Annotated in this window: 19 protein-coding genes and 1 pseudogene; 13 read left to right on the top strand and 7 right to left on the bottom strand. The window is 51.1% G+C overall.

Translation table 11 applies throughout. The features are described 5' to 3' along the window. Position 1 precedes the first annotated feature (1 nt). Entirely contained in the window at positions 2 to 1,285 is a 1,284-nt protein-coding gene (locus C2I18_RS01360) for a cellulase-like family protein (protein ID WP_249899505.1), read from the top strand. A 162-nt stretch (positions 1,286 to 1,447) separates the two neighbouring features. Beyond that, complete coding sequence (lspA, locus tag C2I18_RS01355; protein WP_249899504.1) at positions 1,448 to 1,921, top strand: signal peptidase II; 474 nt, start codon at positions 1,448 to 1,450, stop codon at positions 1,919 to 1,921. A gap of 73 nt (positions 1,922 to 1,994) precedes the next feature. Here lspA and C2I18_RS01350 read toward each other — a convergent pair whose 3' ends face one another. Continuing rightward, positions 1,995 to 2,573, bottom strand: a complete 579-nt coding sequence (locus tag C2I18_RS01350) for a PadR family transcriptional regulator (protein WP_249899503.1) — start codon at positions 2,571 to 2,573, stop codon at positions 1,995 to 1,997. 133 nt (positions 2,574 to 2,706) lie between these two features. Between C2I18_RS01350 and C2I18_RS01345 the strand changes: the two genes are divergently transcribed. From C2I18_RS01345 to C2I18_RS01330, 4 genes are all read left to right on the top strand, one after another. Further along, positions 2,707 to 4,194, top strand: a complete 1,488-nt coding sequence (locus C2I18_RS01345; protein WP_249899502.1) for an MDR family MFS transporter — start codon at positions 2,707 to 2,709, stop codon at positions 4,192 to 4,194. A 233-nt stretch (positions 4,195 to 4,427) separates the two neighbouring features. After that, the gene (locus C2I18_RS01340) at positions 4,428 to 6,275 is read left to right on the top strand and encodes an assimilatory sulfite reductase (NADPH) flavoprotein subunit (protein WP_249902314.1); all 1,848 of its coding nucleotides are present in this window, start codon (positions 4,428 to 4,430) and stop codon (positions 6,273 to 6,275) included. A 36-nt stretch (positions 6,276 to 6,311) separates the two neighbouring features. After that, positions 6,312 to 8,036: an assimilatory sulfite reductase (NADPH) hemoprotein subunit gene (cysI, locus tag C2I18_RS01335; protein WP_249899501.1), complete on the top strand. Its 1,725-nt coding sequence runs from the start codon at positions 6,312 to 6,314 to the stop codon at positions 8,034 to 8,036. Between the two features lie 143 nt (positions 8,037 to 8,179). After that, entirely contained in the window at positions 8,180 to 8,587 is a 408-nt protein-coding gene (locus tag C2I18_RS01330) for a hypothetical protein (RefSeq protein ID WP_249902313.1), read from the top strand. Positions 8,588 to 8,600: 13 nt separating this feature from the next. Here C2I18_RS01330 and C2I18_RS01325 read toward each other — a convergent pair whose 3' ends face one another. Next, entirely contained in the window at positions 8,601 to 9,650 is a 1,050-nt protein-coding gene (locus C2I18_RS01325) for a glycosyltransferase WbsX family protein (RefSeq protein ID WP_249899500.1), read from the bottom strand. A 60-nt stretch (positions 9,651 to 9,710) separates the two neighbouring features. Further along, a complete protein-coding gene (locus C2I18_RS01320; RefSeq protein WP_249899499.1) occupies positions 9,711 to 10,769 on the bottom strand; it encodes a glycosyltransferase family protein in 1,059 nt (352 codons plus the stop codon). A gap of 189 nt (positions 10,770 to 10,958) precedes the next feature. On the opposite strand from C2I18_RS01320, the gene map reads away from it, so the two are divergent. Then, on the top strand, positions 10,959 to 11,705 hold the full coding sequence (gene map, locus C2I18_RS01315; protein ID WP_249899498.1) for a type I methionyl aminopeptidase: 747 nt from the start codon (positions 10,959 to 10,961) through the stop codon (positions 11,703 to 11,705). 79 nt (positions 11,706 to 11,784) lie between these two features. On the opposite strand, the gene C2I18_RS01310 is transcribed toward map, so the two are convergent. The 3 genes from C2I18_RS01310 to C2I18_RS01300 all read right to left on the bottom strand — a co-directional run bounded on the left by C2I18_RS01310 (position 11,785) and on the right by C2I18_RS01300 (position 13,853). Next, positions 11,785 to 12,189, bottom strand: coding sequence for a CBS domain-containing protein (locus C2I18_RS01310; protein WP_249899497.1), 405 nt, complete (start codon positions 12,187 to 12,189; stop codon positions 11,785 to 11,787). Positions 12,190 to 12,398: 209 nt separating this feature from the next. Then, positions 12,399 to 12,827, bottom strand: coding sequence for a VOC family protein (locus C2I18_RS01305; protein ID WP_249899496.1), 429 nt, complete (start codon positions 12,825 to 12,827; stop codon positions 12,399 to 12,401). A 114-nt stretch (positions 12,828 to 12,941) separates the two neighbouring features. Next, on the bottom strand, positions 12,942 to 13,853 hold the full coding sequence (locus C2I18_RS01300) for a sugar phosphate isomerase/epimerase (RefSeq protein WP_249899495.1): 912 nt from the start codon (positions 13,851 to 13,853) through the stop codon (positions 12,942 to 12,944). A gap of 121 nt (positions 13,854 to 13,974) precedes the next feature. Here C2I18_RS01300 and C2I18_RS01295 point away from each other — a divergent pair, with 121 nt between their 5' ends. From C2I18_RS01295 to C2I18_RS01280, 4 genes and pseudogenes are all read left to right on the top strand, one after another. Beyond that, positions 13,975 to 14,457, top strand: coding sequence for a heme-degrading domain-containing protein (locus tag C2I18_RS01295; protein ID WP_249899494.1), 483 nt, complete (start codon positions 13,975 to 13,977; stop codon positions 14,455 to 14,457). 209 nt (positions 14,458 to 14,666) lie between these two features. Next, positions 14,667 to 15,836 carry a small-conductance mechanosensitive channel gene (locus C2I18_RS01290; RefSeq protein WP_249899493.1) on the top strand — a complete coding sequence of 390 codons (1,170 nt, stop codon included), beginning with the start codon at positions 14,667 to 14,669 and terminating at the stop codon, positions 15,834 to 15,836. A gap of 13 nt (positions 15,837 to 15,849) precedes the next feature. Continuing rightward, positions 15,850 to 21,279 carry a diguanylate cyclase gene (locus tag C2I18_RS01285; RefSeq protein WP_249899492.1) on the top strand — a complete coding sequence of 1,810 codons (5,430 nt, stop codon included), beginning with the start codon at positions 15,850 to 15,852 and terminating at the stop codon, positions 21,277 to 21,279. A gap of 15 nt (positions 21,280 to 21,294) precedes the next feature. Continuing rightward, positions 21,295 to 22,068 (top strand): annotated as a pseudogene (locus C2I18_RS01280) (amino acid permease). Positions 22,069 to 22,139: 71 nt separating this feature from the next. Here the strand turns inward: C2I18_RS01280 and C2I18_RS01275 are convergent. Beyond that, positions 22,140 to 23,177, bottom strand: a complete 1,038-nt coding sequence (locus tag C2I18_RS01275; protein ID WP_249899491.1) for an asparaginase — start codon at positions 23,175 to 23,177, stop codon at positions 22,140 to 22,142. 138 nt (positions 23,178 to 23,315) lie between these two features. On the opposite strand from C2I18_RS01275, the gene C2I18_RS01270 reads away from it, so the two are divergent. Then, complete coding sequence (locus C2I18_RS01270; RefSeq protein ID WP_249899490.1) at positions 23,316 to 24,113, top strand: GNAT family N-acetyltransferase; 798 nt, start codon at positions 23,316 to 23,318, stop codon at positions 24,111 to 24,113. Between the two features lie 572 nt (positions 24,114 to 24,685). Beyond that, a complete protein-coding gene (locus tag C2I18_RS01265) occupies positions 24,686 to 25,873 on the top strand; it encodes a helix-turn-helix domain-containing protein (protein ID WP_249899489.1) in 1,188 nt (395 codons plus the stop codon). Positions 25,874 to 25,887 lie beyond the last annotated feature (14 nt).

Genomic DNA, 25,887 nt, shown 5'->3' with positions numbered 1-25,887 from the left:
AATGAATCCATTAATGAACAAATTACCGCGTAAACTGACGGTTACGATGTGGGATTTCTCATGGTACACCATGACGCTGCCGGGGGAGCCGTATCATGATCTGGGAGCACGTTTTGCAGAGGCGGTTGAACGGGGCTATAACACGATACGGATTTGTGCGATGCCTTTTATGCTGTTTACGGATCAGGGAAAACGTCAGGGTCCGCTGAAGTTCGGGAATCTGGGCGAAGTCGGCCAGCGTACGCGCTGGTATAACTGCGTAGGAGGCGCAGAGCTTGACGGGCATGCCCATCTGCTGGAGCTGTTCCGGCAAGCCAAGGAGCACGGCTGCTACATTATGCTGTCCTCCTGGGAATACCAGCAGAGTCCAAGCTTTCTGGCCCATCCCGAGCTGCGGGATTTGCTCGCGGCTATTCCGCCGGAACAGCGGTTCATGGCCATTGCACGTTCGCTCGACCAGCTGATCAAATTTGTAAAAGCAGAAGGATATGCCGGCCAAATCGTCTATGCCGAGCTGCATAACGAGGTTGAATTCGGCCAGCTTACTGCTGTCGGAACAGCCAAAGGGCTGGCTGATACCGATACGCCGGCGTTGGTCGAGGAGATGCAGCCATATATTGAAGAGGCAGTGGCTTTTCTGCGCGGGGAGCATCCGGATGTGCTGATGACGGCAAGCTATACGCTTAATGAAGCCTATCCAAAAGCTTATGTGGCCCGTAACCTGCAGGTAGCCCATTTCCATCTTTATATTAAAGGGGTGCTGAACGAGCTGATGGATTTGGCCGGGCTTAATAATGAGGATATCCCGTTCCCGAATCCTTTTGTCCAGTCGCTGCTGCGTGAGGATGCGCCGCCATTTTCAGCATGGACGCTGCCGGCAGGACAGGAGTGGCGGATGGAAGGCAACCCTGTCGGCATGAAGCTGATTTATTTACATGACTGGGCTGATCCGGACAAGTGGGACTTATTCCTGTACGACCGGTACAGTGATCATAAGCTGGCGATGCTTCAAAAGGCAGACTTGCGTTTTGACGAAATTCAGGACTGGGTGCGGCACTACGATATTCCGGTTGTGATCGGCGAAGGCTATGTCGGCTATACCCCGCTCCACGCGAACTTCGAGGAAGGGCCTGTAGGCAAGTTCATCGCTGAATATGCGCTGCGCAAAGGAATGCAGCTGGGCTTCTGGGGAATGACGCTGTGCTCCAACTGTGCGCCGCATCATCCGTTCTGGAACGATATTGCCTGGCAGAAAAAGTGGAATGCGTTTATTTTAAACTCTTAATTTTCATTGATTTCATTGATTGAGAAGGCCGTTCATTCTGTATTTCAGAATAGAATGGTCTTTTTGTGCCTGCAGGCAAAGATGAATCTGTACCTTGTTTTGTGCTAAGCTGAGAGGGGAATGATGTTTGAATAGAGCTCATTAAGTTGAAGGAGGCCGGATATGCTGTTTTATCTCATTTCGGTATTGGTGGTCATTGCAGACCAGACATCCAAAATACTGGTTCGGGCCCATATGCAGCTGGGCGAGACCATACATATCTGGAGTCCCTATCTGCATTTTACGTATTACGAGAACAGCGGAGCGGCTTTCAGTTCTTTTCAGGGCTATGGCAAATACTTTGCGGTTGTTGCGGCAGTGTTTGTGGCTGCGGTTTTTTATTACAGACGCAAGGGTGAGCTGAACGGTTTTCTGCTGGAAGCAGCCAGCGGGTTCCTGGTTGGCGGAGCAGTAGGGAATGCGATCGACCGCGTTATTTTTCACCAGGTGACGGATTTTCTTGTGTTCGGCGGGGACGGAGGAATTCTCAATCTGGCGGATTTGGCCATCAATGCCGGAGTCCTGCTGATTATACTCCATCTGATTACAGACAAGCTGAAGAGCATGGCGGCTAAAAGAAAAGAAAATACAGTGTAATAAGAGGGCGTTCCAAAAGTCATGCAGATGACAGCGGAGCGCCCTTAATTTATGCGGACCACCAAAAAAGGGATTAAAACGGGCGTTCGGCTCCTGACTCCAGCTGTTCCAGAGCCCACGTGCAGAACCGGATCGAGGTCTCTGTTTCCATAATCCGTTTGCTGAGCAGCAGATAGCGCCCGAAGGTTGTAGCTTCCAGCTCGCGGGCTTCGCCGCGTTCGGCGCATAAAGCCTCATTGTTTGCCAGCAGCAGGTGATATCTTTCCAGCTCGCTCTGGCAGAATTCTTTCCGCTTAAGCAGCAGGGCTTTGGCTTCGGCGGGCTTGGACAGCCACAGGCTGTACAGCTTGAAATGCAGCTCATCCCGCACTGCCGGCGGTTCCGCCGGAATCTCCACCCACTGCCGCAGCTGATCCAGTCCCTGTCCGGTAATCGTATAGATTTTTTTATCCGGTTTATCGGCCTGCTCTACCCGTTCGTGAGTGATATAACCCAACTGCTCCATAGTTACCAGCAGCGGATAGATTTGACTATGCCCGGCACGCCACAGCGGTTTGATATTCTGCGTTAATTCATAACCTGACAGGGAGCTTGCGCTCAGCAGGGTAAGAAGCCCATAAGACAGTGTATTCACTACTCTGATGCCCTCCAATCATTGTTAATCCGTTTTCATCAGGATTTCTGCCGATATGTCATGTTTGACATAATGCTTCTCCGATTATAACATTATTAAAGTCATCTCACATATGTAAAAGTAGACATATAAATATTGAGGAGGAGCTTCTATGGAAGAGAAGCAGGGCGGCAAAATTCACTTTTGGCCGATTATGATTGCTATATTCTTCGGGAATTTTGTATCTGTCCTGGCTACAACCACGATCAACATTGCTGTTCCTCTGCTCATGCATCATTTTGATACAGAGCTGCATACGATGCAGTGGATGGTAACGGGTTTTATGCTGGCGACAGGTGTAACTGCACCGCTGGCCGGATATCTTGGGGGAAGGTTCAGCTATAAAAGACTCTATTTATTCGCCTTAAGCGGCTTTACGCTGTTCTCGCTGCTGTGTGCCGTGTCCTGGAGTCCGGCCATGCTGATTGTATTCCGCATGCTGCAGGGCTCCTGCAGCGGGCTGATTATGGCTTGTACCATGACGATTATTTTCCAGGTCATGCCGGCTGAGCGCCGGCCGTTTGCTGTCAGCCTCTGGTCGCTGTCCGCTATGGTCGCTCCGGCGATCGGACCTACCTTCAGCGGCTGGATGCTGCAATATGCCGGCTGGCAGTGGCTGTTCCTGATCAATATACCCATCGGCATAACAGCCATTATTCTTACCCAATGGCTGATTCCTTACTACCGGATCAATGTGCCGAAATCTTTTGATGTTCCCGGACTGGTTACGGTTGTCCTCGGCAGCCTGTCACTGCTCACGGCGTTCAGCCAGGGGAACAGCTGGGGATGGGGCTCCTGGAAAACTGTTACGCTGATGGCGGCAGGGATAATACTGTTATTCCTGTTCGTACTGCGGGAGCTGAAGGCGGAGGTTCCGCTGCTCAATCTGCGGGTATTCCGCAACAGGCAGTTTACGGTCATGATGAGTATCTACAGCATTGTAACTGTGGCCATGTATGCCGGCACTTATCTGGCACCGCTGTTCCTGCAGACCGTGCAAGGCACGTCTACACTTAAGACAGGCCTGATCCTGCTGCCCTCATCAGTGCTGCTGGCGCTGCTGAGTCCGGTTGTAGGCAAGCTTTATCCGAGGTTCGGACCGGTGAAGCTCATTACTGCGGGTATTGTCTTCATCGGAATCGGTTTATTCATGCTCAGCAAACTTCATGTGGATGTTTCGCATAACTTTATCCTGTGGGCAATGGTGGTACGGAACCTGGGGCTAGGCCTGGCCAATGTTCCCAGCAGCACGGCGTCGATGGAGCAGATCCCGGCCGAATGGTCGGGACATGCGACCTCCATCAACAATTGGGTGCGCAACGTATTAAGCTCCTTGGCGATTGCTGTGTTTACTTCCCTGCTGTCCAGCCGGTCTGCAGTCCACTCCGGCGAACTGATTGCCTCCGGCTCAGCGGAAAGCCCCGGCACCATCAGCCAGTTATCATTTACTATGGGGGTTAACGATGTTTTTGTTGTAGCGGCTGTAATTGTGCTGCTCGGACTCCCGCTGATGCTGCTCCTGCGCCGGAAAGCAGGAAATGGGACGCGCGGGATGGGAAAAGAAGGCACTTCTATGGCAGGTTCGGCTGCAAAAAGCTGAATTTAAGTATCACATTATCTAATGCAAGTTATCATTATTTATAATGAAGCTGCTTAAATCGGGGTCTTTTACTCTGAATTAAGCGGCTTTTTGCCGTAATTTAGATATTAATAGGTTATTTAGTAATATTTAGGCTGTTGCAGCTTCATTGCCCGATTCTAATTATTGTGTTAGCCTGATTTCATGATGTTACTAGGGAAGAAGATTTCATGATTAAGGAGAGGTCGATATTGGTGCAACTACAAGTTACAAACAGTCCTTTTAACGAGAGTCAGGTGGAGCTTCTGAACCGGCTTCTGCCTACACTCACCGGGAATCAAGTGAACTGGCTCGGCGGATATCTGTCCGCACTTGCACTGCAGGGCAACGAAAGTACGGCAACGGCACCGCAGCCGGCTGCTCCGGCGTCCCAGCTCCAGCCGGAAGCTGTATCGCCGCCGGTATCCCGTGAAGTGACGGTGCTGTTCGGCTCCCAGACCGGCAACTGCCAGCGTCTGGCTGCCAGCCTGGCGCGCAAGCTGGAGGAGCAGGGCTTCCAGGTCACAGTGTCGGCGATGAACAACTTCAAGCCTAACGCTCTGAAGAAGGTGGAAAACCTGCTGCTGCTCGTCAGCACACACGGAGAAGGCGAACCGCCGGATAATGCACGCGCCTTCTATGAATTCCTGTACAGCAAACGGGCACCGCAGCTTGAATCGCTGCAATTCTCCGTACTGGGTCTTGGAGACACCTCCTATGAATTCTTCTGCCAGACGGGCAAGGATTTTGACAAGCGGCTGGAAGAGCTGGGCGGCCAGCGGCTGAGTCCGCGTGTGGATTGTGATCTTGATTATGATGAGCCGGTAGCTGAGTGGTTCCAGCAGGTAATCAGCAGTCTTAACGGCCGCCTGAATGCTCCGGCGGTTGCCGCTGCAGCCGTACAGGCGGCAGAACAAGCGGATTCACCGCAATCGGAATACTCGCGGAATCATCCGTTCATGGCTGAAGTATTAGAGAATCTGAACTTGAACGGACGCGGCTCTGACCGTGAGACCCGCCACTTGGAGCTGTCGCTTGCCGGTTCCAATCTGACCTTTGAGCCGGGGGACTCTCTGGGTGTATATCCCGAGAACCATCCGCAGCTTGTAGCAGATATCATAGCCGCTATGGGCTGGAATCCGGAAGAAACCGTTCCGCTGAACAAAAAGGGCGAAGAGGGAACGCTGCAGGAAGCACTGCTGCGCCATTATGAGATTACCGTACTGACCAAGCCGCTGATTGAGCAGGCGGCGAAGCTGTCTTCCTCTGCCGTACTGCAGGGACTGCTGCTGCCGGAACGCCAGCAGGAGCTGAAGGATTACATTCAGGGCCGGGACTTGCTGGATCTGATACGGGATTTCGCGCCATGGGAAGTGCCGGCCGGCAGCTTTGTAAGTATTCTCCGCAAGCTGCCTGCAAGACTGTATTCGATTTCGAGCAGCTGCAGGGCCAATCCCGAAGAAGTTCATTTTACCGTCCGGGCGGTGCGTTACCAGTCCCATGGACGTGAACGGTATGGAGTATGCTCGGTTCACTGCGCTGAACGTGTACAGCCTGGAGATACCCTGCCGATATATATTCAGAACAACCCGAACTTCAAGCTTCCGGTGAACCCGGATGTGCCGGTCATTATGATTGGACCGGGGACTGGCGTTGCGCCATTCAGGTCCTTCCTGGAAGAGCGGGAAGAGCAGGGGGCTGAAGGCAAGACATGGCTGTTCTACGGTGACCGTCATTTCGTGACCGACTTCCTTTACCAGACGGACTGGCAGAGAATGCTTAAGGACGGGGTGCTGACCAAGCTGGATGTTGCCTTCTCCCGGGATACGGAAGAGAAGGTATATGTGCAGCACCGGATTCTGGAGAAGAGCCGTGAACTGTATGCCTGGCTGCAGGAAGGCGCTCATGTCTATGTATGCGGGGACGAGAAGCATATGGCTCATGATGTCCACTCCGCCCTGATCACCGTGATTCAGGAGGAAGGCGGCATGAGTCCGGAAGCGGCGGCAGCCTATCTGGATCAGCTGCAGCAGGAACAGCGCTATCAGCGCGATGTATATTAAAGGGCAGGGGCCCGATGCGGGAGGAGACTAACAGCAATGGCGAATAATGAATCAGCGGTGAAGCCGATCGGCGGACCGCCAAGCGATGTGGAACATATCAAGCTGGAGAGCAATTACCTGCGGGGCGCGCTTACAGATACCCTGCGCAATCCGATTACGGGCGGTCTGCCTGAGGACGATAACCGGCTGCTGAAATTCCATGGCAGCTATATGCAGGATGACAGAGATCTGCGCAGCGAACGTGAACGCTCCAAGCTGGAGCCTGCTTATCAATTCATGCTCCGCGTAGTTGCACCTGGAGGCGTAGCTACAGCGGCTCAATGGCTGGTAATGGATGAACTGGCCCATAAATACGGCAACGGCACGCTGCGTCTGACGACAAGACAGGCGTTCCAGATGCACGGCGTGCTGAAATGGAACCTTAAGAAGACGATCAAGACCATTAACGATACACTGATGACTACACTGGCGGCCTGCGGAGACGTCAACCGCAACGTGATGAGCGGACCTAACCCGTACCAGTCGGAGGTTCATGCCGAGGTCCATGAATGGGCCCGCAAGCTCAGCGACCACTTGGCCCCGCGTACGAATGCCTATCATGAAATATGGCTCGACGGGGAGAAGGTTGTGGACAGCTCGGAAGGGGCAGTAGTAGAGCCGATCTACGGTCCTGTCTACCTGCCGCGTAAATTCAAGATCGGCCTGGCGGTACCGCCATCCAATGATGTTGATGTATTCTCCCAGGATCTTGGCTTCATTGCTATTCTGGAGAACGGCAGGCTGGCCGGCTTTAATGTAACTGTGGGCGGCGGCATGGGGATGACGCACGGGGATACCAACACTTATCCGCAGCTTGGCCGCGTAATCGGCTTCTGCACACCGGATCAGGTGATTGATGTTGCCGAGAAGACCGTTACCATCCAGCGCGATTACGGCAACCGGTCCGTACGTAAGAACGCCCGCTTCAAATATACGATCGACCGTCACGGTCTCGAATGGTTCGTCAGCGAGCTGCACCACAGACTGGGCTGGGAGCTTGAAGCTGCAAGATCCTATCATTTTGACCACAATGGTGACCGGTACGGGTGGGTGAAGGGTTTTGACGGCAAATGGAATCTGACGCTTTATATTCAGAGCGGCCGGATTCAGGATCAGGAGGGATATCCGCTGATGACAGGGCTGCGGGAGATTGCCAAGATTCATACTGGCGATTTCCGTCTGACTCCCAATCAGAACCTGATCATTGCCGGGGTGAGCAGTGCCAAGAAACGCAAGGTAACCGAGCTTGCCAGACAGTACGGGTTAACTGAAGGCGCCCATCTCAGTGCCCTGCGCCGGAGCGCAATGTCCTGTGTGGCGCTGCCTACCTGCGGTCTGGCCATGGCTGAGGCGGAACGCTATCTGCCTGCTCTGCTGGATAAGCTGGAGGTCATCATTGATGAAGCCGGCCTCCGCGATGATGAGATCGTCATCCGCATGACCGGCTGCCCTAACGGCTGTGCCAGACCGGCGCTGGGGGAAATCTCCTTTATCGGGAAATCTCCGGGCAAATACAATATGTATCTGGGAGCAGGATTTGCCGGCGACAGGCTGAACAAGCTTTACAAGGAAAATATCGGCGAGAAGGAAATTCTGGAGACGCTGGGACCGATCCTGCACCGCTACGCCAGAGAGCGCAGCACCGGGGAGCATTTCGGAGACTTCGTCATCCGCAGCGGTTATGTCAGAGCTGTTACTTCAGGTCTTAACTTTCATGATTAATTAATACAAAGAACCTGTTCTCCGTCGTTCTGCGGAGGGCAGGTTCTTTTTTTTGGAACGTTAAAATGCTTGTATAATTTGGATGGTTGTACTATAGCACAACTCTTGCAATCACATATTATATAGTATCACCATTGAAAGGAATGATAGCCGTGCCAACCTTCGACAGCGTATTGGTTACCGGTAACCAGACCATCCAGCAGGACCTGCATGTGAACGGAAACGAGACAGTACAGCAGCATTTGAATGTGAATGGCAGCGAAACGATACAGGGGGATCTGCAGGTGAATGGCAACCAGACTATCGGTAACAGTCTGTCACTTGGCAGTGACGTAGACGCCGGGGGCAGTCTCTGGTCCACGTACAGAGTCGGTTCGAGCAATCAGCCGCTGCTGCCTGGCGGTGGTGCAAGTCTGCAGCAGGTGAGATTCTATGCTGCCGGTGCAGCTTCGCAACCCGGCCTGATGCTCAAAGGTACAGACGGCCTTGACTATATCCTGTTTATTGATGTCAGCAGCGGCACGCCCAGCCTCGCGATCCAGCCCGCCTGACAGCGGGAATCTCTCAAGTTTGTTTTAAGGCTTTGAGGACCTCCTCCAGATAGCCGAACTTGTGCCTCTCATCAGGCTCCAGATAAGCGCCTTCAGCCCATTCATTCCAGGCATTGATGAACAGGAAGTCGCTTTTGTACAAGGTTCTGGCCCGTTCGATCTGTCTGCTTAAATACCAGCCGAACTTGCGCGGAGAGGCGCCGATGCAGCTTTGGCCCCGGTAGGAGAGGCGCGGGGTATTATCCCAGTTGACATAGGCACCCGGGATAATCTGTTCGCCGTTCCGGTGATGGGACCTGCTGAGGATGGACAGCCATGCCTCATCATAATCAAAGACGAGATGCTCTTGTCCGTTGAGGTTCATATAGCTCCACAGCCGTTCTGACTTACTGTGAGCAAAGGTGTAATGCGGCTCAAATTCAACGCTTGCATCAAAACCGTGCTGGCTCGGAATGGGGAATCCGCCTAATGTTCTGACCAGATAGAGTCCGTCGAGCCCGTTCTTCCGGGCCAGCCGGTTCCACAGCCGGAGCATTTCTTCACAGCGGGGAATGTTACCCGGCCGGTAAATGATAAAGACCGGCTTATTGTGAATGCGGATATACCGCTCGTCCTTAAAGGCCTTCAGCAGCTCGTAGAAGTGTAACTCCCAATCCTGCTCGTCCCCGTACTCCTGCTTAATGAGCAGCTCGTTGTCTCCTCCGTCCCATTTACGGGTCCAGGATTCATTGGCCCATGACAGGCAGAAAGGAAAATCGGGTTTTCCGGATTTCAGCATTTCTTGCAGGGGCCGCTCCAGCAGCTGCTTTCCGTTGAACCAGTAATGATAATAGCAAAAACCGTATATTCCATAAGTCTTGGCAACCTCTGCCTGCCAGTTTCTCGCCGATGCTTCGCTGAGATCATAGTAATACTGCTCGAGCGGCTCTTTTGGCTGCTGGTGACGGTTGTAGAGAGGAACGGCTTTACGGGTGTTCGTCCATTCCGTAAATCCTTCTCCCCACCACTGGTCATTTTCGGGGATGCGGTGAAATTGCGGCAGTAAAAAAGCAATGAGCTTCAACTCGTTACCTCCCAAGAACGCGGTTGACATGAAGCGTGACTATATTCAGCAGCGGGTTATTCATCCGCTAAACACGGTATGCAGAAGCTTGGCTGCCATTTGCAGAAAAGAATAGTCATAAGTGCTTTTCCAGAGTGCACGGCTGGCTGCGGCTCTTTTAGCTTCCGGATGCGTGAGATAATACTGCAGCTTTTCACTCAGCTCTGTAACCGAATGAAAGACAGCGATATCTTCACCGGGGTTCATATATTCATAATAGTTGGGGTGAGCCTCTACGAGCTGAAATCCTCCGCAGGCAGCAATATTGAACACCGTGTCCGTCGGCTGCCCCCAGTGAATTATGATTTCAGCACCATTATAAATATCCTGGATTCCGGTTTGAGGCGGAATAGGAAGAATATTGGGGAAGATCTCCCAGCCATTTCCGGCTGCATATACTTTTTTTCCTTCAAGTAACGGTCTGATCTGCAAGATATATATTTGACCAGGCAGCACATCACCAATGAGCAGAATGTCTGAGCGGCATTCTTCTTCTACATAATGAGGGGAAAACAGGCTGCGGTCAGCAGCAAAGGGAAGATACATCACCTGACGGCAGCCGGAATGCAGATAAAAGGGGAGATGTTGGGCATTCTGTGTAAACACATAATCAAACAATGCCGCGAGATGTCCAACGGAATCATTTGTAATAACGCTGTCGGACAGCCAGATTGCTTTTTTGACCGGAGAGCTGCGGATGACAGCCAGGTCAGCCTCTGAGAAAGGCTCCTCGCTGCCAACCACCAGCAGCAGATCAGGATTCAGCTGGGCAAGTGTTGTGGAAAAACCCGAAAAAGCTTTGATTGACACAAGCTCCTTGGCAAGCAGCCGCAGCTGTTCGGCAATATGCTGTTCAATCGGCCACAGCGTTTCGCCGTTCAGTGAGGATACCATAAGTATCCGCATTTTTTTATGTTCAATTTGTGTTTTGATCTGCGGGATGGTGCGGACTTCAAGCTGCTCGGTATTCATCCTGTTGATTGCGCGGATTACAGTATTGGCTATCAGCTTTCTTGATTTGGGATGCAGACGAATTGTAGTGCCGGTGGCCCGGGTCCGCAGCTTGTTCTTCTTTATCATCCAGTTGTATTCCCTCCTTACATCCCTGCTGCACTGTTTTATTTTATGAGAAAGTGGAAGGATTGCTACTGTGCAGATAAAAATTTGGATTTCCGGCGGTTTTCTTACATAATATATAAGAGCACGATAAATACAAACCCTAGAGCCATTATCATAAGTAATGTGTTCGGTACAGAAGAGGCGAAGATTATGATTATCATCAAAACGATGGAAGAGATTGAAAAAATGCGGGCAGCCGGCAAAATTCTTGCCGCATGCCACCGTGAGATTGCCGGCATGCTGAAGCCGGGCGTTACCACCTGGGAGATTGACCAGTTCGCCGAGAAATTCATTTTGGACCATGGGGCGACCCCGGAACAAAAAGGTTACCACGGTTATCCGTATGCGACCTGCGCATCAGTGAATGATGTGATCTGTCACGGCTTCCCGAAGCATGAGCCGCTTAAAGACGGGGATATCGTTACGATTGATATGGTAGTAAATCTGAACGGCTGGCTGGCAGACTCGGCCTGGTCCTACGGAATCGGAACGATCAGCGAACAGGCTTCGAAGCTGCTGGATACGACCAAAGAGGCTTTGTTCAAAGGTATTGAACAGGCGGTAGCCGGCAACCGGATCGGCGATGTAGCCCATGCTGTCCAGGTATATGCGGAGTCTAACGGCTACTCGGTCGTCCGCGATTTCATCGGGCACGGCATCGGCTCCGAAATGCATGAAGCACCGGAGGTGCCGCATTACGGCCCTGCAGGCAAAGGTCCCCGCATCAAGGAAGGCATGGTCTTTACCATTGAGCCTATGCTGAACACCGGAAGCTACCGGACCAAGGTGGATGCTGACGGGTGGACAGCCCGGACGATTGACGGCGGACTTTCGGCACAGTATGAGCACACCCTTGCGGTTACCCCTAACGGTACAATTATTTTGACGGAGCTGTAATTTCTGAAGCAGCAGACATACAGAAGAAAGCCTCTCTATCGCATTAGCGGAAGGGAGGCTTTCTTGCGGTTCAGGCGGATTAATCCGTTATATTTCGCGTGTAATATTCAATAATATCCTTGCGGCGGATAATGCCGAGAAAGACGCCGCTGCCGTCTACAACGGGGACGAAGTTCTGGTCAGCAGCAAGTGTCAGCATATCCTCCATTTGTGCATGTATTTCCACACTCTCGTTATGCACATGCCGCTGAATCTCACTGATGGTAACCTGCCGCATGTTCTCAAAGCTGAGTCCGTCGGTATTCTTCAGCTTCCAGAGGAGGTCCCCCTCAGATAAAGTTCCAACATATTTGCCCGCTTCATCAATAATAGGGATAGCCGAGTAATAGTGCTGCTCCAGCTGCTCCATCGCTTCCAGCATGGATATGGAGGTAGTAATATAGGATACCTGATCCTTAGGCAGCAAAAACGAGGATATTTCCATAGGGTAGTCTCCTTTACAATGGAATAGGTGCACAGGGCTCCTACTAATTAAAACACAGGTTATTATGTAAGCGCATTAAAAATATTTCCCGGCACAGCATACTCCTGATCAATCAAACCTGAAATTTTGCACAAAAAAAGGACATGGAAGCTTCGGCTGGAAGCATCCATGTCCTGTATGATAGTGGTTACAATGAGCAGCTGACGTTCTTAATTCCCTGTTTCGTTGCTCTCGTGGCTGAGCTGCCATTCAATACCGAATTTGTCCCTCAGGCTGCCGTAGCATTTGCTCCAGAAGGTCTCCTGCAGTTCCATGCCGACGCTGCCGCCTTCTTTGAGCTGGTGGAACCAGTTCTTCAGCTTCTCTTCATCCCCGTTCACGAGGGTTAAGCTGATATTGTTCCCCTGCACGAACTGCATACCCGGAAATACGTCCGAGAACATGACAATGCTTCCGTCAATATTCAGCTTGGCATGCATGACCAGCGCTTTGGCTTCTTCCGGAAGCGGATAGTCCGGGGTTTGCGGTGAATCGCCAAAAGTCATAATCTGCGGAGCCTCTGTTCCGAACACTTTTGCATAAAACTCTACCGCTTCCCGGCAATTCCCGTTAAAATTCAGGTACACCTCAACTGCCACATGCTTCACTCCTCGGAATATGAAATTAAGGCAAGCGTTTTACTTCCACATTGTAGCATAGCCCTGTCCATGAATAAATATTCTTGCGTCAATGCCGCTGACCGCCTGTGCCGATTATGTATTTTGACCTGCTGCGCCGTTAAGAATTCCGTCAACCCATGAATAACAGCGTTGTAAGTCCTCTTCCGAAATGAGATCGGAACGGTGCTCAAACAAAATCTTGACGCTGCTGTTCTCTGCCCGGATAATCCGCAAATACTCCTCAACGGGTGCCCAGCCCTCATTAGGACACAGTTCCGGCAGTACAGGATAGTGCCTGTGCTTCACACCTCCGTTAATCTGGACATTCGACAGATGAATCAGATAGGCATATTGGGTATACCTTCTCAGTATTGCTGCGGCATCAAAATGCGGGTCAAGCTGATCCTGCAAATAGAGCCTGGCGGTGTCCAGACACAGCTTGATCCGGGGATACCGGAGCAGTAATTGTTCCAGAAAATCATGTTCATAGATCAGTTGGCTTAAAGCGTCAAACTCAAGGACAGGTATGAACCCGTATTTGCTGCTCTGCCGGCTCAGCCAATCGAACCACTCTTCACTGCGTTCCAGCAGCTCCTCTGCGGTAATCTCATTTTCAGCAATGAATTCACGGGAGTCGCCAAATTTCCATGTCTGCCAGTTGACCCGTTCATCCAAGATCACAGGCTTTGGATAATGGAACAGGATATATTCAGGCCTTACGGCTGTTAAGTACTCTAATTCTTCCCGGATATGCTGAAAAGCACCGCTGCGTACGGCCTGATCTGTAGACAAGACAAGCGGATCACGCATTCTCGAAGCATCAGCCCGGAACGGAAAATGCACGCCAATCCGAAACCCCCGATCTTTTGCTTCCTTCATTAAAATCAGACAATCTTCATGCGCAGGGAACAGGCAGGCCTCCATTCCGTAAAATCCATCTTTGAAATCTTTGTGATATTTTTCATGATCAAAGCCGCCATATTGCCCTATCATAAACTGCTGCATTATAAAACACCCCAATTTTAAGATTTTTGATAGACAACCGGACCACGAGTTCAATATACTGAACTAAAGTCCTAAAGGCAATTTTTACCGACAATTTTGAATACGAAAAGGAAGTGCTGAGTTGGCAGATTATACGGCTTTGCTGGAAAGGCTCCTGCAGCAGGAGCAGGATTTGCAGTTCACTAAGTTCACTAACGGGACCGCGGTGCAGATTGGCAGTGCAATATTGGAAAGGGCCTCCGGACTCGGCAAGCAGATTGTAGTCGACATCCGTAAAAACGGGACGCTGCTCTTCCATGCCAAAATGGATGATACAGGCCTGGGGCATGACCGCTGGATCCAGCGCAAGATCAATGTCGTGAATCACTTTGGACACAGCTCTTATTATATGAATGTTTTATACCAATCATGGAATACAACGATTCAGGATAATGCATTTGTGGACCCTATGGAGTATGCAGCTGAAGGCGGCTGTTTTCCGCTGCTGATCCGGGATGTCGGTCCGATCGGAACCATTTCGGTCTCAGGCCTGTCCGGTGAGGAGGACCATGAGATGATTGTCAGTGTGCTGGAGCAGCTTGTGCAGTCCGGGCAGCTCCGGTAATTGACGGGCAGCAGCCAGCCGGAAGGCAGGCGCTGCCTGTTTTTTTGACCACTTAGGAAGTACATATTTGCGGGGGATATTCTGTGAGTGTTATGCAATACTCGGACATAGTAAGAATCAAGCAGGAATAACCTGGTGAATCACCGAATAATTAGCGGCGATGACCGTTGATATTGAAATTTATACCTGATAAGGAGTTAGACTAAAAGATGAAAAAGGGGCAAAAAACATTATTTTTGATTATTACCTTCGGTTTGATCTTCTTGCTGCCCTTGCTCGGCAGCCTGACCAGGTGGCAGGGCCTGCCGGCCGGATACGGGGAGTTCCCCGCGCAAAAAGTGGAAGGTGATCCCGGGTTTAATCTTTTATACTTTTCATTGGCCTGTGTAGTGGCAGTGGCGATTACGGCAGTACTTGCCTTTCCGCGCATGTTCGGTTTTAAGAAGGGGCCGCAGCCTGAAGCGCAGCGGCAGACATCTTCAGCTTCTTTTCCCGTCTGGTTCTGGTGGAGCCTGCCGGTGCTTGCCGTCAGCTGGTTCCTGATGTGGGCCCGGATCGACTGGTTCGAACCTGTCGAAAACTATACTTTTGTGCCCTTGTGGTGGTCATTTATTTTAATTTTGGACGGTTTGGTTTATAAAAGAAATAATGGAGTCTCGATCATATCCCGTAAGCCTCAGCTGATGCAGCTTTTGGCTGTCGTCTCGTGTTTCAGCTGGTTTGCTTTTGAATACCTTAATTTTTTCGTAATCGAGAACTGGTATTATCCCAATAAGGATGTCTTCTCCAATTTCGGCAACGTTTTCTGGTTTTCACTATCCTACACCACCGTGCTGCCGGCCATTGTCGAATGGTATCTGCTTCTAAAGACGTTTACGGTAATGCGGGAACGCTATAAATACGGTCCCAAATTCAATGTATCCCGAACTTTTCTGATCATCTATTACATCCTGGGTCTGATTCTGGCTTTCGGAATGGGGTATTATCCATACCTGCTGTTCTGGGTGCTGTGGGTTGCGCTTGTGCCGATGCTGTCTGCAGCCATGGCGCTTGTCGGTTATTGGACGCCGTTTACCCCCGTGAAGAACGGGGACTGGTCTAAAGTTATCCTGATCGCGCTGGCAACAGTATTGAACGGCTTCTTCTGGGAGTTCTGGAATTTCGGCAGTGAATGGTTCCATGATTCGATCCCTACCAATCCGAATTACTGGAAATACTCCGTTCCTTACCTGGACAAAATTCATATTTTTTCGGAGATGCCGATTCTGGGGTATTACGGTTACCTCTTTTTTGGCCTGAACTGCTGGATTATGTGGCTGATTGCCGCGTATGTGTTTAAATTTGACGCCGATTTTGAAATAAAGGGAGACAAACGCTAAAGGTGGAGTGGGCATGCTTGGATTCGGCAATTATCAGATACTGGAGACCATTTCAGATCATGTAATCAAATCCGTCCACAGATGCAGAGAGCTTACATCCGGCAAGACGGTGATTTTAAAAGTACTTAAATCAGATTTCGCAGGTGCTGAAGCAGTCATGCGGTTCAAACAGGAATACAGGCTGCTGGAGGAGCTCAGCCACAGTATTCCCGGCGTGATTAAGCCGCACAAGCTGGAGGAGCAGAACGGGTTCTATATTATGGAGCTGGAGGATATCGGCGGGCGATCACTTAAAGTGATTATGGCTGAAGATTCACCGGATCAGAATACCCTTTTGCAGCTGGCGGTACGGGTTATCGATATCCTTGGCGCCATCCACGAGCAGAAAGTGATCCACAAGGATATCAAGCCGTCCAATATTATCTGGAACAGGGAGCTGGATACCGTCCAGGTCATTGACTTCGACTTGGCTGTTAAGCTGTCCAAGGAGAAAACAGAATTTCAGAACAGCGGCGTGCTGGAAGGAAGCCTGCTCTATATCTCTCCCGAACAGACCGGCCGGATGAGCCGCAATATTGATTACCGAAGTGACTATTACTCTTTCGGCGTAGTAATGTATGAGATGATGACCGGGATTAAGCCTTATAACTCGCAGGAAATGCTGGAACAGATCTATTCGATCATCGCCAAAGAAGCGGCATCTCCCTATAACGTTACCGGAGGCAAAGTTTCGGTTGCCCTTTCGAATGTCATTATGAAGCTGATGGAGAAGTCTCCGGAAGACAGATACCGCAGCGCTTACGGCATCAAGGCAGATTTGAAGAGATGCCTCTCCGGAGAGGATCATTTTGAAACCGGGACAGAGGACCGGCTGAATATATTCCGTATTCCGCAAAAGCTGTACGGAAGAGATGCGGAGATTGGCAGGCTTGCAGAGGCCTTTCGCAGGAGTGTCCGCGGCAATCCGCATATTATGTTCGTCACCGGCGATGCCGGTGTAGGCAAAACCGCCCTTGTACATGAGCTGCATCCATACATAAGCCGGGAAAAGGGTATTTTTGCTGAAGGGAAATTCGATCAATATAACAAAAATATACCTTACAGCGCCATACTTCAGGCTTTCCGCAGGCTGGTGGGCCAATTACTGGAGAGCACGGACGAAGAATACAAGGAATCTGTCGCTCTTTCACTGGGCAAGGCGCTGGGCGGAAACGGCGGTCTGATCGCCGGCCTGATCCCGGAGGTGACGCATTTTATCGGCAGCCAGCCGGAGGTTGAGCGCCTGAACCCGGCGGAGGAGACGAACCGGTTTTATATTACCTTTTCCAAATTCATAGAAGGGATTACCCGCAATGAGCAGCCGCTGGTGCTGTTTCTTGACGACCTCCAGTGGGCGGATTACTCCAGTCTGCAGCTGATGGAGAGGCTGATGCTGGACAACCAGCTGCGGGGGATCTTTCTGGTCTGCTCTTACCGGTTGAACGAGATCCCGGCGGGGCATCCGCTGTTCTCGTCTGTCGCCAAAATGAGAAAAAACAGGACTGTCGGAGAGATTAACCTGAATGCACTGTCTTCCGGTGATGTGCTGGATATGATCGCTGATACCCTGTATACAACCGGAGACCAGGTGGAGCCGCTTGCGGAAGCCGTCTACAGACGGACCAAAGGCAATTCATTTTTTGTGGGTGAGATTCTGAAGGACCTGTACCGGAGCGGATATTTGTACTTCGATGACATGCAGGGCAAATGGGGCTGGCAGCTTCAGCAGATTATGAGCCTGCCGGCCAATGACAGTGTTGTGGATTTCCTGATGAGAAAAATATACAGCCTGCCTGAGGAGTTCCGCAGAATTCTCATGCTGTGCGCGGCTATCGGCAATGAATTCCATTATGGCATGCTGATGCTCATTGCAGAAGAGCCGCAGGAGGGGCTTGCCCGCTCCATCGCTGCTGCGGTGGAGGAAGAATTCGTCTATCCGCTGGATCACCGGTACGGAGGCGTTTCCGGAGTCCTTGAAGACTTGGATGCTGAAGCGCTGCAGCAGCTGGACATCAGGTTCGGGTTTGTCCATGACCGGATCCAGCAGGCCTTCTACCAGATGCTTGATGAGGCCAGAAGCAAAGAGCTGCATCTGAGAATAGGGCGTCTGATGCTCAGCAATCTGCCGCCTGAGGAGGCGGACGACAGCATTGTCGATATTGCAGCACACATGAACAAAGGGCTTATGCTTATCAGCGGCAAAGAGGAGAAAAACAGGGTGATTCTCCTGAATCTCAAGGCTGCACGCAAGGCCAAGGCCGGATTTGGTTATGATGCTGCTTTTGCGCTGCTTGATGCGGCCATATCGCTGCTTGCTGAAGACGCATGGACAGAAGATCCTCAGCATACGGTGGAAATCTATGAACTATACGCCATGTGCGGTTATTTAACGCATCATATTCAGGAGGCTGACCGTGCTTGCGAAATTCTGATCAGGCATACCAGTAATAAGGTTACCGTTGCCGGAGTATATGAACTGCAGGCTAACCACTATATGTACCTGGGCATGATGAAGGAGTCCATATCCGCCGGAAGACAGGGGCTTGCAGCAATGGGCATTGTTATTCCGGGGAAGGTAGGAATGCCGTCCGTTCTGAAGGAACTGGTGAAGATCAAGGCAGCACTCCGCGGCAAGGATATGGATAGTCTTTTTGCAGCACCTGAGATGACGGACCCTGAGATGCGTCTGATTATGCGGCTGCTGATCAACTTTATTCCGCCGGCTTTTATTTCGGGTGAAACCTCGCTGTTCGGATTTGTCGTGCTCAAGAAGATCGGGCTTACACTGACTCACGGCAATTCTCCCGAGTCAGCGCTTGCCTACATTGGTTATGCCATGCTGCTGTCCGGCTTCGGAGACACGAAGGGCGCTTTTAACTATGGAAGGCTCGGCATCCGGATTAACGACAAGTTCAACGATCTGCAGTGGAAACCTGGTGTGTATGTACTCTATACGTTGTTTGCCCATGCCTGGACCGAGCCTTGGGATACTCTGCATGACTGGTTCGGCACGTCCATGGAAGCCAGCCTGCGTTCCGGAGACCTGCTGTATCTGGCGCATTCGGCTTTTTATCTGAATCTGTGGAATCCCTCCATGGATATCCCTTCCAACCTGCAGGAGAGCAGCCGGACCATTGCAATGATTGAGAATACCAAATACAAAGAGTCACTGGCTACGGCAAAGCTTGCCCGTCAATACCTGCTGAATCTGGCCGGTGATCTTGAAGACTGTACCTCTTTTGACAGCGGGGACTTCAGTGAGAAAGTCTATCTGCGGGAGCTTGGAGAAGCCAAATATTATTCCGGTATAGTGATTTATTATATTTACAAAATGAAGCTGTTGTTTACCTACGGACGCAGCAAAGAGGCACTGGAGTATATAGACAAAGCCTACCCCATTATAGGCACGCTGGCCGGTTCTGCTTTTATTGAAGAGTTCGCCCTGTATACCTTTCTGAATCTGGCGTACAGCTACAATGAGCTCAGTCTTCCGGATAAGATCAAAGCCCGGCGGAGAATGCGCAAGGAGTACGGGCGGGTCCGCAAATGGGCGAGGCATGCCCCGCACACCTTCCGGCTGCATGAATACTTGATGAAAGCGGAGTGGGCGCGGATTTCCGGGCAGGATGATAAAGCGGGACACTATTACGACCTGGCGATCGATACCAGTGAACAGGGCAATTTTGTCAGATATAAGGCTTTGGCTAACGAGCTGGCAGCCCGGTTCTATTATGGGAAGGATTTCAAGGAATTTGCGGCGTATTTGCTGAGACAGTCGGTATACTATTATTCAGTCTGGGGCGCTAAAGGGAAAATCAAATTCCTGAACGAACGTTACCCCGAGCTTGTCCAAAAAATCAGCACCAAGGAATTTCTTCACGGCCGCACTATTACCGATTACACCGAGAGTATTGATCTGAACTCGATGATTCTAGCTTCCCAGGCCATTTCAAAGGAAATTGAGCTGAACAACCTGCTGGAAGCGCTGATGGAAATCGTGATCAAGAACGCAGGCGCGCAAAGGGGCTGTATTGTGATGACCTCCAAGGCCGGTCTGCTGGTGGAAGGTGAATACAAGCCGGACGAGGACAAAATTTCCGTGGAAGTGCATGACCACAAGCGGTATGAGAAGCTGCCGGAGTCCATATTGAAGCAGGTGGAGGAGAGCAAGGAAAGTATCATTTACAACGATGCGTTCTCCGAAACCCCTTTTGTAAACGATCCTTATATCGTGAAATACCGCCCCAAATCACTGGTCTGCATGCCGCTGATCAACCAGAACAAGACGATTGCTATTATCTATCTGGAAAATAATCTGGTGACTGGCGTATTCACCAAAGAACGGATGAAAATTATCAATCTCCTCTCCCGGGAGATGGTATTCTCGCTGGAAAATGCCAGCCTGTATTCCGAGCTGGAACGGTCTGAGGAGAAATACCGCGAGCTGGTCAATAATATGCAGGACGGAATCTTTATTGCACAGGAAGGCTTATGTGTATATGTAAATGAAGCGCTGGCCCGGATGCTCGGTTATGAAGTGGAAGAGATGATGGACCAGCCTTTTGAGAATTTTATCAGCCCAGCAGAGAGGGAAAAGGTCAGGCACTATTACCTCAGACGGCTGGACGGCAAAGCGGCGCCGAATGAATATGAGACCAGGCTGATTCATAAAGACCAGCTCCGCGAGCTTAACGTGATCCATAAGGTCACGATCATGAACTTCATGAACAAGCCGGCGGTCCAGGGAAATATCAAAGACATCACGGTCCGGAAGCAGGCCGAAGAAGAGCTGCTCCGTCATAAGGAGCACCTGGAGGAGCTGGTTGCCGAGCGGACAAGAGAGCTGGAATTCAATAACGAAGAGCTGAACAAATATATAGCGCTGATTGAGCAGATCTCCATCACGGACGAGCTGACGGGTCTCTATAACCGCAGACACTTCAACAAGCTTATTATGGAAGAGGTGGAGAAGGCCAAGCAGGAGCACAAATATTTGACCTATCTCATGCTCGATATCGACTATTTCAAAAAATACAATGATAATTACGGACATTACGAAGGCGATAATGTACTGAGGCAAGTGGGCTATGTGCTCCAGCAGCAGGCCGGGCGGGCAGACGGTTATGCCTTCCGGCTTGGCGGCGAAGAGTTCGGAATTATTGTTCCCGGCTTCACCCCGGGGCAGTCCCGCGAGTTTGCCGAGAGCATCAGAAGAAGCGTTACGGATTTGCGGATCAGGCACGAGATGAGCCCGAACCATGAGATGATTACCGTCTCCATAGGTGTGGCTGTGGCCAAGATGGATAACCTCGGTGAAGAGGATATTTACAACCTTGCTGACGATGCGCTGTACGAGTCGAAGGCCAAGGGCAGAAACAGTGTGACTGTATTTGAAAAAACGTAGAGGTTAACGGGTAACATCCCCAATCCCTCCGTAACGATTCCCCGGGCGATTCGGCTGACGATCCTGCTCCTGGTAGGCCTGTACATCGCTGCAATGGCCGCCCTGTTCCTGCTGATGCCGGCAGCAAGTGTTTCCGAGAGTGTCAGCCCGTTTGTATCGGCTTTAAGTCTGTATGGCCTTGGCTGGACCGGCACAGTGATGAACATTGTTCTGGTATCGGCAATACTGTCGACCATGCTGGCGTCGGTGTTCGGGCTGGGACGGATGCTCCGCTCACTGGCGGAGGAAGGCCATACCCCTGCCTGGATGCGGGACCGTACGGATATTCCATACCGCGGAATTCTTGTCTCAGGCGGAGCGATGCTTGCCGGACTGTAGCTGGGGATGCTGCTGCCGCAGGGAGTCTATCTGTTCCTGGTCAGCTCCGGAGGTTTTTCCCTGCTGTTCTCTTATTTAATGATTATGGCCAGCCACTACCGGTTGCGGAGACGTAATAAAGGCCCGCTGACCGCAGAACACGGATTAAAAGGTTATCCCTATACCTCATGGACCGCGATCATTGCCCTAGTGGCCATACTTGCCAGTATGCCGCTGATTCCCGGACAGGGAGGAGGACTGGCTGCCGGGGTGATGTTTGTCGTATTTTTCGCGGCAGTCTATGCAGCCGGCCGGCTGCGGCAAAGGGTGAAGGTGACAGGCAACCCCCGGTTGATTCCGGCAGGCAGAGCACAGATGGAGGCTGGAGAAGAGCTGGGGCAGAACCGCGACAAGAGTGAGTTTAAGGATTAAACAACCCTGAATTTTCCTTAGCATAAGCAAAAACCGCCCGTGATCCTTCACGGGCGGTTTGTTCAGGTTGATCAGTATTCGTTGAACATCGCGGCAATTTCTTCGTATCCGGTAGTCTGCGTCAGAGCCAGTGACAGCAGGATTCTTGCCTTCTGCGGTACCAGGCTGTTGCACGGGATCGAATTGGCCGAGAGGTCAATATACGAATCCTTGAGCGTGATTCCGCTTGAAATGCGCGAGCAGCGGACGACCGGGATATTGTTGTTCTTCAGCTCACCGACCTTGTCGATCCAGGGTTTGCTGTAAATCCCGCCGCCGGCTCCGGCAATGACGATGCCTTTGGAGATGGTAGCGAGATACTCCAGAATGCCGGGATCGGCATCGACATGGAAATAGGCCACAGACACCTCGGGGAGCTCTTTTAGGGCGGAAACGTCGAACTGGGCAGCAGTGGTATGCTTTTTCAGGGAACGGGTGTAGAAGAAAGCCTGGCTGTCCCGCATGTAGCCGAGACATCCAAAATCCCGTTCGTCAAAAGCATTGGCTTTGAACGTATTCACCTTCTGGACATCCCGTCCGCTGTAGATCCCTTCCGCAAAGACAACCATAACCCCTTGTCCCACAGCTTCCGGGTTAGCAGCCAGGGCAACCGACTGGTACAGGTTCAGCGGGCCGTCAGGACTGATTGCTGTCGCAGGCCGCATCGAGCCGGTAATAATTACGGGCTTGTCCGTTTTGACGACGAGATTCAGGAAATAGGAGGTTTCATCCAGCGTGTCGGTTCCGTGAGTAATCACAAAGCCGTGGACATCCTCGCGCAGGGCCAGGGTATTAATTAACGACGCCAGCGTAAGCCAGTGTTCACTGGTGATGTCGGCGCTGCACAGGTTGCTTACCTGTATTCCGGTACAGTTGGCAATCCGCTCGAGGTGGGGCACGCTGTCCAGCAGCTCCTGGATCGGCAGGGCGCCGGGCTCGTAATTCAAGGTTTTATGTGCTTCCCCGCTGCCTGCGATGGTACCGCCAGTGGCGAGTATGACCACATTTTTCAGGCTGGGGTTATAGAAAGAAGAAGCTTTAAAATTCACTTCCGGAGCTGGATTCATCATGTCGTTGTTCCTTTCGGTCTTATCTGTGTACATAGTGTATCATATAGTACGAAGGCAGGTTTCTGCAAAAGGGAAATTTGCGGCTGCGGCGAAGTAGAATAAATATCCATTTTCATTACGAAAAGAGGGGGATGAAAAATGCTGGAGCTGGAAAGTAAAGATTATAGCGTCGCGTTAAGGCTGCTAAGACAAGTGAAAATAAACACACTGTTTGCAGAAGCCGTGCTTGCAGGGAGTATTTCCGGTAAGTTGTATACAGATAGTGTGGTGAATCCCCGGGCTTTTTATGTAGCACATCCCTACGGAATGTCCTTGCTGTACGGGAACACAGATAACGAAACGTTTATTGAGGAACTGCGCGCTTACATCATGAACACAAATGGCGCCAGGTCCGGTGCCGAATGGCTGCAGGCTGACCCGGCGTCTGGATGGAGCGGCATAATCGATGGCATCCTAGCGGATCACAAGGGGGATATCCGTAAAGATACAAGAGTCAACTTCAGCTTCAACCGTGATGCTTACCTGGCAGCGAAGGCTCATTATCCCCGCTTTAGCGGGAGCATTGTCCGTACTTCCAAGGAGCAGTTTTTGACTCAGGCAGGTACTGTAGTTCCCCGTTATTTCTGGAGAGACGCCGGCCATTTTGCGGAAAAGGGGGTCGGATTTACTTTACTGCAGGATGGGACTGATGCTGCCACGGCATTTGCGGCTTATATTACAAAACATCAGCTGGAGATAGGTATTGAGACCTTTGAAGGCTACCGCGGCAGAGGTTATGCGCTGCTCGCAGCTTCCCGGCTAATCGGTTACTGTCTGGATCAGGGCTTGGAACCGGTCTGGGCCTGCCGTCTGGAGAACCAGGGATCTTACCGGCTGGCACAGAAGCTGGGGTTTGAACCTGTGCTGACGCTGCCCTATTACCGGCTGGCTGAATGACGATGGAGGCTGCTTTTGGGCAGATTGATGCTGTTGGGAGTTAACGGGGAGATCCCTGCGGGGGAGCAGTCATTTGTAATTAGAACGGATGCTGCCGGTTATTTGTAAGGGAGATGGATTTTGGTTTTATTGGATTTCCTCCACCATATATGGTCATTTTTTAGAATTTGTGAGCTTTAGTTGGAAATAATCCGGTTACTTCGGCAGAGGCATGCAATTTTAGGTTGGTTCAGTATATTTAAGCGGAGTTTTTCCAGTATGTTTCGTAAGATAGGCAGTTACCGTAAAATTAGATGGAGAATTTCTATTTAGCTTGATCTGCTTCATTTTCTGGAATATGAAATCATCAGTTTTAATCCTCCTGGTTGGCCGAAAAGAAACACTGAATTTTAAGTTCAATCCAATTGTATATATCAGGGATACCTCCGGGTATTCCTTTTTTGTTGCTTAAACGAAAGATAATGATTATCATTATCATAAAACGGGTGCGTAATTAATCGGCAGCTAAAGGATAATATGCCTTAATGTTCGCCGGAATCAAAGGGAGGAGCTATCCGGTGGTGCGCTTACAAGTGCTAGACAGTCTAAAGCTGGAAAAGGAAATACCGTCCTGCCGGCCCGAACGGGCAGATCTGGCAGAAATCCGCGCTTACATGGCCCGGCATTATCATGAACCGCTAACCATCGGGCAGCTGGCCGGAATGGCGGGGCTTAAGCCCAAGTATTTTGGTGATCTGTTCAAAAAAACGTATGGTCAAAGTGCGATGGATTACCTGACGGATTTGCGGATGAGCAGAGCCAAGCAGTATCTTCAGGAGTCGGATTATCTGCTGCGGGAAATCGCCGAGAGGGTTGGATACAGCGATGAATTCTACTTCAGCCGCAAGTTCAAAAAAGAGTTCGGAATGCCGCCCACCGCTTTCGTTAGACAACAGAAACGGCGGATTGCCGTTACCTCTGCAGCCGGAACCGGGCAACTGCTGGCACTGGATATCATACCGGCAGCAGCACCGCTGGACTCCAAATGGACGTTCTTTTACTATAATCAATATTATGCTGAGATCGGGACTCATCTGAGGGTGGATCTGATGGACCAGGCGACGGAGATGGACAAGCTGATCCGTTCCCGGCCAGATGCCATTATCGGTCATGAAGCCTTGTCTGCAGAATGGCGTGAGTCCTTGTGCAGGAACGTGCAGACTCTGTTCATTCCGGAGGAGCAGGACCGCTGGGATATACAGCTGTACGAAATTGCTGTGTTTTTTGGCCGGAAACGGCAATATAACGAATGGATGCAGAAACATAAACGGAAAGCGGAGATGGTAAAACGGGAATTGGCAGCAGAAGTGGGGGATGACACCTGCCTGGTGCTGCGCTTTAGCCGCAATCAGCTGTATCTGTACTCCAACAGGGGGATCAGGGATACACTGTTTGGTGAGCTGGGACTGCAACCCGCTTATGCGCAGAATGGCATGCTGTACAATGAGCCTGTGACTTTAGATGAAATTCAGCGTATGAACCCGCAAAGGCTGATGATGATCATCTGCCCCGATTCAGTAACCCGGATGCACTGGCTGTCACTGCAGCATAGCGGAAGCTGGCGTTCTCTTGATGCTGTCATGAACAACGAGATGTATCAGCTGCCTTCAGATCCCTGGTTCGAGTATTCCGCCACCGCGATCGACCGGATGCTGGAAGAGATCCTGCTGATGTTTACAGGAAAATGTCCAGGTCCGCAGCAGGATGAAGTCCATGGTTAGAGGGGAAGAGATCC

Source organism: Paenibacillus sp. PK3_47 (genome assembly GCF_023520895.1).
In the GTDB taxonomy this organism is placed as follows: Bacteria; Bacillota; Bacilli; order Paenibacillales; family Paenibacillaceae; genus Paenibacillus_AQ.
The sequence above is the reverse complement of the archived record's forward strand: the minus strand, read 5'-3'. Positions and strand labels throughout refer to the sequence as shown.

Bases quoted from the DNA above. Each gene is read 5' to 3' on its own strand.
- C2I18_RS01360 (WP_249899505.1), top strand. From the start codon at position 2: ATGAATCCATTAATGAACAAATTACCGCGTAAACTGACGGTTACGATG.
- lspA (WP_249899504.1), top strand. From the start codon at position 1,448: ATGCTGTTTTATCTCATTTCGGTATTGGTGGTCATTGCAGACCAGACA.
- C2I18_RS01345 (WP_249899502.1), top strand. From the start codon at position 2,707: ATGGAAGAGAAGCAGGGCGGCAAAATTCACTTTTGGCCGATTATGATT.
- cysI (WP_249899501.1), top strand. From the start codon at position 6,312: ATGGCGAATAATGAATCAGCGGTGAAGCCGATCGGCGGACCGCCAAGC.
- C2I18_RS01330 (WP_249902313.1), top strand. From the start codon at position 8,180: ATGATAGCCGTGCCAACCTTCGACAGCGTATTGGTTACCGGTAACCAG.
- C2I18_RS01320 (WP_249899499.1), bottom strand. From the start codon at position 10,769: ATGATAAAGAAGAACAAGCTGCGGACCCGGGCCACCGGCACTACAATT.
- map (WP_249899498.1), top strand. From the start codon at position 10,959: ATGATTATCATCAAAACGATGGAAGAGATTGAAAAAATGCGGGCAGCC.
- C2I18_RS01310 (WP_249899497.1), bottom strand. From the start codon at position 12,189: ATGGAAATATCCTCGTTTTTGCTGCCTAAGGATCAGGTATCCTATATT.
- C2I18_RS01300 (WP_249899495.1), bottom strand. From the start codon at position 13,853: ATGCAGCAGTTTATGATAGGGCAATATGGCGGCTTTGATCATGAAAAA.
- C2I18_RS01290 (WP_249899493.1), top strand. From the start codon at position 14,667: ATGAAAAAGGGGCAAAAAACATTATTTTTGATTATTACCTTCGGTTTG.
- C2I18_RS01285 (WP_249899492.1), top strand. From the start codon at position 15,850: ATGCTTGGATTCGGCAATTATCAGATACTGGAGACCATTTCAGATCAT.
- C2I18_RS01275 (WP_249899491.1), bottom strand. From the start codon at position 23,177: ATGATGAATCCAGCTCCGGAAGTGAATTTTAAAGCTTCTTCTTTCTAT.
- C2I18_RS01270 (WP_249899490.1), top strand. From the start codon at position 23,316: ATGCTGGAGCTGGAAAGTAAAGATTATAGCGTCGCGTTAAGGCTGCTA.